The 10619-nt window shown below is 68.0% G+C and carries 11 protein-coding genes; 3 read left to right on the top strand and 8 right to left on the bottom strand.

Annotated features, from left to right (window positions below; translation table 11 throughout):
• The first annotated feature begins 2 nt into the window (after positions 1 to 2).
• A complete protein-coding gene (locus A9W96_RS03130) occupies positions 3 to 344 on the top strand; it encodes a Fur family transcriptional regulator (RefSeq protein ID WP_067137206.1) in 342 nt (113 codons plus the stop codon).
• A 4-nt stretch (positions 345 to 348) separates the two neighbouring features.
• Here A9W96_RS03130 and A9W96_RS03125 read toward each other — a convergent pair whose 3' ends face one another.
• The 3 genes from A9W96_RS03125 to recO are packed head-to-tail and all read right to left on the bottom strand — an operon-like array spanning position 349 to position 2484.
• A complete protein-coding gene (locus tag A9W96_RS03125) occupies positions 349 to 777 on the bottom strand; it encodes a hypothetical protein (protein ID WP_066869587.1) in 429 nt (142 codons plus the stop codon).
• Positions 777 to 1694 carry a decaprenyl diphosphate synthase gene (locus A9W96_RS03120; protein ID WP_082972018.1) on the bottom strand — a complete coding sequence of 306 codons (918 nt, stop codon included), beginning with the start codon at positions 1692 to 1694 and terminating at the stop codon, positions 777 to 779. Before A9W96_RS03120 ends, A9W96_RS03125 begins: the two co-directional genes overlap by 1 nt.
• Positions 1687 to 2484 carry a DNA repair protein RecO gene (gene recO, locus A9W96_RS03115; protein WP_066869584.1) on the bottom strand — a complete coding sequence of 266 codons (798 nt, stop codon included), beginning with the start codon at positions 2482 to 2484 and terminating at the stop codon, positions 1687 to 1689. Before recO ends, A9W96_RS03120 begins: the two co-directional genes overlap by 8 nt.
• Positions 2485 to 2545: 61 nt before the next feature.
• Here recO and A9W96_RS03110 point away from each other — a divergent pair, with 61 nt between their 5' ends.
• Together A9W96_RS03110 and A9W96_RS03105 are read left to right on the top strand one after the other, a co-directional pair.
• On the top strand, positions 2546 to 4036 hold the full coding sequence (locus A9W96_RS03110; RefSeq protein ID WP_067022735.1) for an amidase: 1491 nt from the start codon (positions 2546 to 2548) through the stop codon (positions 4034 to 4036).
• A gap of 63 nt (positions 4037 to 4099) precedes the next feature.
• A complete protein-coding gene (locus tag A9W96_RS03105) occupies positions 4100 to 5557 on the top strand; it encodes an aminotransferase class I/II-fold pyridoxal phosphate-dependent enzyme (RefSeq protein WP_067137894.1) in 1458 nt (485 codons plus the stop codon).
• A 17-nt stretch (positions 5558 to 5574) separates the two neighbouring features.
• Here A9W96_RS03105 and A9W96_RS03100 read toward each other — a convergent pair whose 3' ends face one another.
• The 5 genes from A9W96_RS03100 to ybeY all read right to left on the bottom strand — a co-directional run bounded on the left by A9W96_RS03100 (position 5575) and on the right by ybeY (position 10545).
• Positions 5575 to 6360 (bottom strand): SDR family oxidoreductase, encoded by a 786-nt coding sequence (locus A9W96_RS03100; RefSeq protein WP_066869574.1) that lies wholly within the window; start codon positions 6358 to 6360, stop codon positions 5575 to 5577.
• Positions 6361 to 6547: 187 nt separating this feature from the next.
• Positions 6548 to 7447, bottom strand: a complete 900-nt coding sequence (gene era, locus A9W96_RS03095; protein WP_066869571.1) for a GTPase Era — start codon at positions 7445 to 7447, stop codon at positions 6548 to 6550.
• Positions 7440 to 8750 carry a hemolysin family protein gene (locus tag A9W96_RS03090; protein WP_066869568.1) on the bottom strand — a complete coding sequence of 437 codons (1311 nt, stop codon included), beginning with the start codon at positions 8748 to 8750 and terminating at the stop codon, positions 7440 to 7442. Before A9W96_RS03090 ends, era begins: the two co-directional genes overlap by 8 nt.
• Positions 8747 to 9961, bottom strand: coding sequence for a hypothetical protein (locus A9W96_RS03085; protein WP_066869650.1), 1215 nt, complete (start codon positions 9959 to 9961; stop codon positions 8747 to 8749). Before A9W96_RS03085 ends, A9W96_RS03090 begins: the two co-directional genes overlap by 4 nt.
• Positions 9962 to 10011: 50 nt before the next feature.
• Positions 10012 to 10545, bottom strand: coding sequence for an rRNA maturation RNase YbeY (gene ybeY / locus A9W96_RS03080; protein ID WP_066869564.1), 534 nt, complete (start codon positions 10543 to 10545; stop codon positions 10012 to 10014).
• Positions 10546 to 10619 lie beyond the last annotated feature (74 nt).

Genomic DNA, 10619 nt, shown 5'->3' with positions numbered 1-10619 from the left:
TGCTGGAGACGCTCGACGAGTTCCGCTCGGCCCAAGAGCTGCACGACGAGCTGCGCCGGCGGGGCGAGAACATCGGCCTGACGACCGTTTACCGGACCCTGCAGTCGATGGCCGCGGCCGGGATGATCGACACGCTGCGCACCGACACCGGCGAATCGGTCTACCGCCGATGTTCGGAGCACCACCACCACCATTTGGTCTGCCGCAGTTGCGGCGCCACCATCGAGGTGGGCGATCACGAGGTCGAACAGTGGGCCAGCGAAGTGGCTGCCAAGCATGGCTTCTCCGACGTCAGCCACACGATCGAGATCTTCGGCACCTGCTCGGATTGCGGGGGCCGGTAACCGGTTACGCCGTCAGCGCCCGACGTATCTCGGCGCCGGTGTCGAGCACCAGCAGGATCAAGGTCCGCAGGGCATCGTCGGTCAGGCCGGCGCCGGGGAAGTTATAGCGCAGCATCACGTCGGCGGTTTTCGCCGCACTCCTGCCCGAATTGCGTTGCACCGCTTTATCGTTGACCTTCTCGACCATGGTCACGCTACCGAAGTTGCTGTCGCGGGCCTGCTTGGCCACCTGCTCGCTTAGCTTCTTGGTCGACGGCAGATCCCACGCCAGTATCTGGGTGAGCGAGACCAGATCGAGACCCTCGGCGATGTTGACCACCCGCAACGAGGCGATGGTGGCGTCGTGGCGCACCGTCACGGCGCCGTCGGCCTCCGCCTCGAGCGGAAGGACGTCGCCGAGTATCGATGCCAGGCGCTCCTGCAGCGGCGGCACTATGCGCTCCCGAATCTGCGGTTACGGGAGGCGTATTCCTCACACGCCGCCCACAGGTCGCGGCGGTCGTAGTCGGGCCACAGCTTGTCCTGAAAGACGTATTCGGCGTAGGCCGCCTGCCACAGCATGAAGTTGCTGGACCGGTGCTCCCCCGAGGTCCGCAGGAACAGGTCCACGTCGGGGATGTCGGGCCGCTGCAGGTGATGCGACACGGTCGACTCGGTGATGCGCTCGGGGTTCAGCCGGCCGGCGGCGGCCAGGCGCGCGATTTCCCTTGTCGCCTCGGCGATCTCGGCGCGGCCGCCATAGTTGACGCAGTAGTTGACGGTGATGACGTCGTTGTCCTTGGTCAGGTCTTCGGCAATCGCCAGTTCGTTGATCACGCTGCGCCACAGGCGCGGCCGCGAACCCACCCACCGGATCTTGACCCCGATGGTGTTCAGGTTCACCCGGCGCATGCGCACCACGTCGCGGTTGAATCCCATCAGAAAGCGGACCTCCTCGGGGGAGCGCTTCCAGTTCTCGGTGGAGAAGGCGTACAGACTGAGCCACTTGATGCCGAGTTCGATTGCGCCACAGACGATGTCGATGACCACCGCCTCGCCCGCCTTGTGACCGTCGGTGCGGGTCAATCCCTGCTGGGTGGCCCAGCGGCCGTTGCCGTCCATCACGATGGCCACATGGTGGGGCAATCGGTCGGCCTCGATCTTGGGCGCGGCCGCCTTGGAAATGTGCTGTGGGGGCCGGCACGGCCCACCGTCGGCCGGGGGCGGCAGCTCGGGAAAGACGACCGGCCAGGTCGACTTGTCGGGGAACACCGGGTAGTCGTCGGGCGCGGGGGGCAGCTGCGGGAAATCGGCTGACGCCGTGGCGAGCTCGGCCTTTCGGCCCGAGCCGCCGGCCCAGAGTTTAGCCACAGTCCATATCCTGCCCGATCAGCGCCGCGCGCTGGTCGGCGATGGTGCGGTCGGCGTGATACGTCCGTTCCACCAGCGGCAGGGTCTTGAGCTGCCGCTCCAGATGCCACTGCAGGTGCGCGGCCACCAGACCGCTGACGTAGTTACGGTGCGACTGCGGGGTCTGCTCGGCGAAGTCCCAATCGCCGTCGTGCAGCGCGGACATCAGGTCCAGCACTCCCGGGGGTGGCGTCGTCGAACCGGCCGGGCGGCAGTGTGTGCAGACGCTGCCGCCGGCGCCGACGTGGAACGCCCGATGGGGACCGGGCGTGGCGCACCGGGCGCACTCGTTCAGCGCGGGCGCCCAGCCTGCGATGCCCATCGCGCGCAACAGGTAGGCGTCCAGCAGGAGGTCTCGGGACCGGCGGCCGTCGGCCACCGCCCGCAACGCGCTCACCGTGAGCCCGTGCAGCGCCGGGGCGGGTGCCCGCTCCTCGCCGGCGAGGCGTTCGGCGGTTTCCAGCATGGCGCACCCGCACGTGTAGCGGCCGTAGTCGTTGACGATGTCGGTGGCGAACGCGTCAATGGAGACGACCTGGGTGACGATGTCGAGGTTGCGGCCGGGGTGCAGCTGCGCGTCGATATGCGCGAACGGCTCCAGCCGAGCACCGAATTTGCTGCGGGTGCGGCGCACGCCCTTGGCAACCGCGCGGACCAGCCCGTGCTCACGAGTCAGCAGGGTGACGATCCGGTCGGCTTCACCGAGCTTGTGCTGGCGCAACACAACAGCTCGGTCTCGGTATAGCCGCATCACAATAGTTTTGCACCCCGCCGCGACATTACGGGTATCCGCGCCGTTAGTCTCGTACCCCGTGATTGGCGCTTCTGGGTCGGGTCCCGGGTCCATTTCCGGATCCGGCCACCGGCGCCTGCCCACGCTCACTGACCTGCTCTATCAGCTGGCGAGCCGCTCGGTGACGTCCACCACACTGGTCGGTCGCTCGCTGCACGCCATCCACGCCAGCCAGCCCACGCTCAACGCCTTTCGGGTGGTGCTCACCGAGTCGGCGCTGGCCGACGCCGCCGAGGCCGACCGGCGCCGCGCGGCCGGCGACACCGCCCCGCTGCTGGGGATCCCGATCGCGGTCAAAGACGACGTCGACGTTGCTGGCGTGCCCACCGCCTTCGGGACCGAGGGGACGGTCGCGCCGGCGACGCACGACGCCGAGGTGGTGCGCCGTCTCAAGGCGGCCGGCGCGGTGATCGTCGGCAAGACCAACACCTGCGAGCTCGGCCAGTGGCCGTTCACCAGCGGACCCGGTTTCGGGCATACCCGCAACCCCTGGTCGCGCCGGCACACCCCGGGCGGATCGTCGGGGGGCAGCGCCGCGGCGGTGGCGGCCGGACTGGTCACCGCGGCCATCGGCTCCGACGGCGCCGGCAGCATTCGCATCCCGGCGGCGTGGACGCACCTGGTCGGCATCAAGCCGCAGCGCGGGCGCATCTCGACCTGGCCACTACCGGAGGCGTTCAACGGCATCACCGTCAATGGCGTGCTGGCCCGGACGGTGGCCGATGCGGCGCTGGTGCTCGACGCCGCCTCCGGAAACGTGGAGGGAGACCGGCACAAGCCGCCGCCGATCGTCGCCTCCGACTACGTGGGCAAGGCGCCCGGCCCGCTGAACATCGCGCTGTCCACCCGGTTCCCCTACACCGGCTTCCGGCCGAAGCTGCACCCGGAGATCCTGGCCGCGACGCGGGCGGTCGGCAAGCAACTCGAACTGCTCGGCCACACCGTGGTGCCGGGCAACCCCGATTACGGCATGCGGCTGTCGTGGGACTTCCTCGCCCGGTCCACCGCAGGCCTGCGCGATTGGGAGGAGCGGCTGGGCGACGGGGTGGTGCTGGACCCCCGCACCCTGTCCAACCTGCGCCTGGGCGCCGTGCTGGGCCAGGCGATCCTGCGCAGCGCGCGTCGCCACGAAGCCGAAGACCAGCGCCGGGTCGGCTCGATCTTCGACATCGTCGACGTGGTGTTGGCGCCGACGACGGCCCAGCCCCCACCCCTGGCACGCGCCTTCGACCGGTTGAGTGGGTTCGGCACCGACCGCGCCATGATTGCGGCGTGCCCGCTGACGTTCCCGTGGAACGTCCTGGGCTGGCCGTCGATCAACGTTCCGGCCGGCTTCACCTCCGAGGGCTTGCCGATCGGTGTGCAGCTGATGGGCCCGGCGAACAGCGAGGGCATGCTGATCTCGCTGGCCGCCGAACTGGAAGCGGTCAGCGGGTGGGCGAGCCAACAGCCCCAGTCGTGGTGGGACCAGACGACGGACGCGCCGGGCGCCGCCGGGCCCCACGCCTGACGCCGGTGTTTACGCAGGTAACTAGGACGAATTAGCCGCTGACAACTCGGGTATTCGTTGGCGATGGACCAATCGACCGCTCCCCTACTCGATGCGCTGGCCGATTATCGGGCCGAGAACCGTTACGGATTCACGCCACCGGGCCACCGCCAGGGCCGCGGCACCGACGACCGCGTCCTGCAGGTGCTGGGCCGCGAACCGTTCCTCGACGACGTACTGGCCAGCGGCGGGCTGGATGACCGCAGAACCAGCAACCAGTATTTGAAGCACGCGGAGGACCTGATGGCCGAAGCCGTCGGCGCCGACGTCGCCTGGTTTTCCACCTGTGGCAGCTCCCTGTCGGTCCGGGCGGCGATGATGGCCGTGGCCGGCGGCGACGGCAGCCTCCTGGTCGGGCGCGACAGTCACAAGTCGATCGTGGCGGGGCTGATCTTCTCGGGTGTGCAGCCGCGCTGGATCACTCCGCAATGGGACGCCGACCACCACTTTTCCCATCCACCCTCGCCGCAGCAGGTAGACGAGGCGTGGGACAAGCATCCCGACGCCGCCGGGGCGCTCATCGTGAGCCCCAGCCCGTACGGCACCTGCGCCGACATCGCCGGCATCGCCGAGGTGTGCCATCGGCGCGGAAAGCCGTTGATCATCGACGAGGCGTGGGGGGCACATCTGCCGTTCCACGACGACCTGCCGACCTGGGCGATGGATGCGGATGCGGACGTCTGCGTGGTCAGCGTGCACAAGATGGGCGCCGGTTTCGAACAGGGCTCGGTGTTCCATGTGCAGGGCGACCTGATCGATCAGGACCGCCTGTCGGCCTGCGCGGATCTGCTGATGACGACCAGCCCCAACGTCCTGCTGTATGCGGCCATGGACGGATGGCGCCGGCAAATGGTGGAGCGTGGACACGAATTGCTCGGCGCCGCACTGGATCTCGCACACAAGTTGCGTGCGGACATCGAAACTTTGCCCGGCGTCGAGGTGCTCGACGACGAGCTACTCGGGGCGCAGGCGTCCCACGACCTGGACCGCTTGCAGGTGCTGATGGACGTCTCGGGCACGGGCACCTCCGGTTACCAGGCCGCCGACTGGCTGCGCGCGAACGCTCACGTCGACACCGGGATGAGCGATCACCGCCGCATTCTGGCCACCCTGTCCTTTGCGGACGACAAGGCCACCGCCGGCCGTCTCACCGATGCGCTGAGGGCGTGGCGCAGGGCGGCCGACGACTTCGACCGCCCGCCGCAGATTGACCTGCCCTCTCCCGACGAGCTCCAGTTGGAGACTGTGTGTCTGCCCCGCGACGCGTTCTTTGGGCACGTGGAGGCGGTGCCCACCGATCAGGCCGCCGGGCGGATCGCCGCCGAACAGATCACGCCCTATCCCCCGGGCATCCCGGCGGTGGTGCCCGGAGAGCGTCTCAATGAGGCCGTGCTGAATTACTTGTGTTCCGGCGTGCGCGCCGGGATGAACACCCCGGATGCCGCCGATGCGTCGATGAAAACGATTCGGGTGCTGGCCTGATCCGCCGGGCCATCGGTTCAGTTGCCCCGCGGTTTCGACATCACCCGATTGCCAACGGCTTTGACCGTGTCCGGTAGCAGGCGGTTCGCCGCACCCATGACTTTTGTCAATGCGGAGCCGGCCACCACCTTCTGATCGCCTTGCATCAGCGCCTCGAATCCCTGCCGCGCGACCTGGGCGGGGTCGTCCTTGCGCATTTTGCCCATTAGGGAATCCACCATCTTGGCGCGGCCGAAGAAGTTGGTGTCGGTCGGTCCGGGCATCAAAGCGGTGACAGTGATTGCCGTGTCGCGCAATTCGTCGTGCAGCGCCTGGGCGAAGGATTGGATGAACGACTTCGACGCGTTGTACACCGGCTGATAGGAACCCGGCATCTGCGAGGCGATGGACGAGGTGAACAGCACCTTGCCCGCATTGCGATTCGCCATGTCACGCAGAACCAGCTTGGCCAGGTGCACGGTGGAGCGCACGTTGAGATCGATGATGCTGAGGTCGTCGGCGAGCTCGCTCTTGAGGAACATTTCCCCGCGGCCGATCCCCGCATTCAGCGCGGCCGCGGCGAGCACGCGGTCGCCTTCGATTGCGCTCTCGTACACGTGCTCCACCCCCTCGGGGCCGCGCAGGTCCGCCTGGACCGGCTGCACCGCCGCGCCGAACTGCGAGAGTTTGCCGGGCACGTCGTTGATCGCGTCGTCTTCGGCGGCAACGACCAGGTCATAGCCATGCTGGGCGAACTGCTTGGCCAGTTCGAATCCGATGCCGCTGGACGCGCCGGTGACGAGCGCGAGTTGAGGTTGCGTCATAGGCCGCGGCTACCCAGGGCGAAGGTGACCAAACGCGCGGCGGATGCGCGCACCAAATTCACCCGGGCCAGATGCGTCGCCTCTGCTCGGCATATGGCCTTTTCACGTGCGCTAGCGGCGGTGCTAGCACGAATGAAAGTCACCTCTTGGTCCCGGCGACCGCGGGCGACGCCGTCGCGTGCGATCGCTAAAAGCCCAGCCGACCGAGCTGTTTGGGGTCGCTCTGCCAGTTCTTGGCAACCTTGACCCGCAGATCGAGGTAAACCTTTGTCCCCAACAGCTTTTCGATCTGGGCACGCGCGGCGGTGCCCACCTCCCGCAGCCGGGCACCGCCCTTGCCGATGACGATTCCCTTCTGGCTGTCGCGTTCGACGTAGAGCAGGGCATGCACGTCGATCAGGTCGTCGCGGTCCTCCCGCGGGTTGACTTCGTCGATGACCACCGCCAACGAATGCGGCAGTTCGTCGCGCACGCCCTCGAGGGCGGCCTCCCGGATGAGCTCGGCCATCAGGACCTCTTCGGGTTCGTCGGTCAGCTCACCGTCGGGGTAGTACGCCGGGCCGGGCGGCAGCGCCGCGGCCAGCACGTCGATCAGGATGTCGACCTGCGCCCCGGTGACGGCCGACACCGGCACGATCTCCGCCGAGTCACCCACCAACTCGCTGACCGCCACCAGCTGCGCGGCCACCCGGTCTCTGGGCGTCTTGTCGATCTTGGTGACGATCGCGACCAGCGTCGTCTTCGGCGCGGTCGCGCGGATCTGTTCGACGATCCACCGGTCGCCCGGACCGATCGCTTCGTCGGCCGGGATGCACAGCCCGATCACGTCGACTTCGGAATAGGTATCGCGCACCAGATCGTTGAGCCGCTTGCCCAGCAGGGTGCGCGGCCGGTGCAGGCCCGGCGTGTCCACCAGGATGATCTGGAAGTCGTCGCGGTGCACGATGCCGCGGATGGTGTGCCGGGTGGTCTGCGGCCGCATCGAGGTGATCGCGACCTTGGTCCCGACGAGCGCGTTGGTCAGCGTCGATTTGCCGGTGTTCGGACGGCCCACCAAACATACGAAGCCGGAACGGAATTCAGTCATGCTGCTCGGATTCCTCGCCATCGGATGAACCGTCGGATTCGATCGGGCTGAGCAGCACGGTATTGATCCGCACCCGACCCCGGTGATCGGTGCCGCCTTCGGCCTGCAGCCGCAGACCGTGCGAGACCACCTCGGCGCCCGGCAGCGGCACCCGGCCCAGCTCGAGGGCGAGCAGGCCGCCCACCGTGTCGACGTCGAAATCGTCGTCGAACTCCACCCCGTACAGCTCGCCCAGGTCCTCGATCGGCAACCGCGCCGACACCCGGAAGTGCTTGTCGCCCAGGTCTTCTATCGGCGCCGTCTCCGCCTGGTCGTACTCGTCGGCGATCTCGCCGACGATTTCCTCCAGCACGTCTTCGATGGTGACCAGGCCGGCGATCGCGCCGTACTCGTCGACGAGCAGGGCCATGTGGTTGCGGTCGCGCTGCATTTCCCGCAGCAGCGAGTCCAACGGCTTGGAGTCCGGCACGAAGACGGCCGGCCGCATCACCTTCGACACCGGCGGGGTGCGGCCGCCGTCGCCGGACAGAACCGTCTGCTGGACAAGGTCTTTCAGGTACACGACGCCCACGATGTCGTCGACGTTTTCGCCGATGACCGGGATGCGGGAATGCCCGCTGCGCACCGCCAGGTTGATGGCCTGGCTGGCGAACTTGTCGCTTTCGATCCAGATCATCTCGGTGCGCGGCACCATCACCTCGCGGGCCGGGGTGTCACCGAGTTCGAAGACCGACTGGATCATCCGCCGCTCCTCGGCGGCCACCACGCCGCGCTGCTGAGCCAGGTCGACGACTTCACGCAACTCGATCTCGGAGGCGAACGGGCCGTTGCGCAGGCCACGGCCGGGCGTCACCGCATTGCCCAGCACCACCAGCAGGCGGCTGATCGGCATCAGCAGCCACGAAATTGCCTGCAGCGGAAGGACCGTCGTCAGCGCAATGGAGTAGGCGTTCTGACGGCCGAGGGTACGCGGTCCCACGCCCATCACGACGAAGCTGGTGACCACCATGATGGCGGCGGCGCCGAACAGCCCCCACCTGAGCCCGAAGTTGTCGTAGAGGAACACCACCAGCAGCACGGTCGCCGTGATCTCGCAGGTGATCCGCAGCAACACCACCAGGTTGATGTAGCGGGGCCGTTCGGACATGACCTTGGACAGGGCCACCGCGCCGGGCCGCTCGTCGCGCACCAACTCCTGAACCCGGGCCAGCGACACCGTGCTGATGGCCGCATCGATCGCCGCGAACAGTCCGCCGAGCGCGATCAGCGCGACTGCACCGAGCAGCTCAGACCAGCCGGTCATGAATCAGCGTTCTGCTCCTCGGCCCGGCTCCGGCGAGCGAGCAGCCAGGCGACCAGGCCGACCACCACCGCGAACCCCCCGAAGCGCAGCGCCAAAGTCCATCCGGACTGATTGGGCTGACCGGGCTCCTGATGATGCACGGCCAGCAACACCAGGAAGCTGCCATCGTCGGTCGGCCCGACGCCCGGCGTGGGCTGGGTCTTGATCACCCTGATCTGGGCGGGCGCGCTGCTGGTGTTGTCGATCTGCCCGAAGGCCAGGGTGGAGTCGTCGAGCAGGAAGGTGTCCTGGCCGCCCGCGGGTTGACTCCCGTCGTGACCCACCACCGACACGTGGCCCACCTCCACGGTCTCGCCCTTGGCGGGAACGAACACCGTGACGTTCTCGTACAGCTTCGGCGGCGCCGGCGGCTTGTAGTCGGGCGGCGGCGGACCGTTGTAGCCGTTCAACGGAATTGAGCCCCCGCCATAGAAGCTGCCCGCGGCCACGTAACTGTCACCCACTGCGGTGAACGGGACGACGCCGACGGTCGCGGCGTCGAGCACCATCCGGCCTCCGCGCGGCAGGTACGCCTCCTGATAGGCGCCGTTGTAGAAGTAGCGGAACGTGATCGGCTGGTTGAGCGGGTTGTAGATGGTCGGGCGGCGATAGGAGTCGTCGTAGTCGAGGTAGTCCCAATGGCGCGGCCGGACGAACTTCTGATCATCCACCTTGAGAATGTCGACGTTCTCCCGGTGCGAACTCACGACGTTCTGCACCCGCTGGTTGAAGTCCACCTGGGTCGGCGGTTTCGGGGGGTTGGCGGGATCGACCCGCGCCACGGGTGCGGCCTTGGCCGCCGCGATCGCCAGCGAGGGCGCGTCCAGCCCGCGCGGCGGCGCCACGACCGGTGCGTTGCGCGGCGCGTCGGGGCCCGGCGGCGGGATGTCCAGCACCGGGACGTTCTGACCCGCGTTGGGCGGCGGGAGGACCAGTGGGTTGTGCGCCGGCGGCGGCATCGGGGGCGGCTCGTACGCCGGGATGGGAACTTCCGGCACCGGCGTGGGCGCGTTACTCGGGGGTCCCTGGACCCCGCGGCGATCCTCGTTGCACACGTTCGCGGTGTGATAGGCGTTCACGTAGAACATGCAGTGCTGGCAGGAATCCGGGTTCGATCCGGCGCCCGCGCACGGGGCCGCCTGCGCCACCGAAGCGTTGGTGGTGACCACCATCGACAGCGGTGCGAAGGCGATGGCGGCGGCCGCCAGGATGCGAAGTGGCCTCAATGGTCGAAATACCTTGACTTGTCGAGCAATCGGCGGTCGCGTTCGGATTGGCGGTCCTGGTGGTAGGCCTCGACCTGCTCGGCGACCCACTCTTCGAGCAACCGGTCCTGCAGGGCGAACATCTCCTTTTCCTCGTCCGGCTCGCCGTGGTCGTAGCCGATCAGATGCAGCACCCCGTGGATGGTCAGTAGCGCCAGCTCGTGCCCCAGGCTGTGCCCCGCCGAGGCGGCCTGGCCGGCCGCGAATTCCGGGCACAGCACGATGTCGCCCAGCATCGAGGGCCCCGGCTCGGGGGCGTCCGGACGCCCGCCCGGCTCGAGCTCGTCCATCGGAAAGCTCATCACGTCCGTCGGGCCGGGCAGGTCCATCCAGCGCATGTGCAGGTCCGCCATCGCGGCGGTGTCCAGCAGCACCATCGACAGCTCGGCCGCCGGATTGACGTCCATCTTGGCGATGACGAACCGCGCGACGCTGATCAGTTCGGCCTCGGAGACGTCGATACCCGATTCGTTGGATACCTCAATGCTCATGAAATCCGCTCACCGCACCATCATCGACGACCGCGCGAGCCCGTCGCCCGCCGCGCCGCCCGGTTCAATGTCAG

This window comes from Mycobacterium sp. 1245852.3 (assembly GCF_001669335.1).
GTDB lineage: Bacteria > Actinomycetota > Actinomycetes > Mycobacteriales > Mycobacteriaceae > Mycobacterium > Mycobacterium europaeum_A.
This window is presented reverse-complemented; position numbering and strand designations above follow the sequence as displayed.